This window comes from Flavobacterium sp. UGB4466 (assembly GCF_903469665.1).
GTDB classification, from domain to species: domain Bacteria; phylum Bacteroidota; class Bacteroidia; order Flavobacteriales; family Flavobacteriaceae; genus Flavobacterium; species Flavobacterium lipolyticum.
Genome location: NZ_CAGKLC010000289.1, coordinates 1 through 380, shown reverse-complemented (window position 1 = coordinate 380; position 380 = coordinate 1). Strand labels below are relative to the sequence as shown.

The window sequence follows — 380 nt, the reverse complement described above, 5'->3', positions numbered from 1 at the left end:
AGATAACTCACCAGACGTTTAGTTCCTGTACCGTCTTCTTTAAACAGAACCTCACTCTGAACAATTCCGGAATACCCCTGAATCACACGACTGATTTCTTTTAATTCGACACGGTATCCTCGAATTTTAACCTGATCGTCTACTCGTCCTAAAAATTCAATCTCGCCTAAAGAATTTCTGCGAACTAAGTCTCCTGTTCGGTATAAAACTGCGCTCTTACCTGCTGTAAATGGATTGGCGATAAATTTTTCCTGAGTTAAATCTTCGCGATTCAAATATCCTTTTGAAATTCCTGCTCCTCCTAATAATAATTCTCCCGAAACTCCAATTGGACATAACGACATATCGCTGCTGACAATATAAGCTTCACTGTCTGAGAA

Annotated in this window: 1 pseudogene; it reads right to left on the bottom strand. The window is 39.5% G+C overall.

From position 1 onward, the window contains the following. A pseudogene (locus JO950_RS22100) lies at positions 1-380 on the bottom strand (AMP-binding protein); the annotation flags it as partial.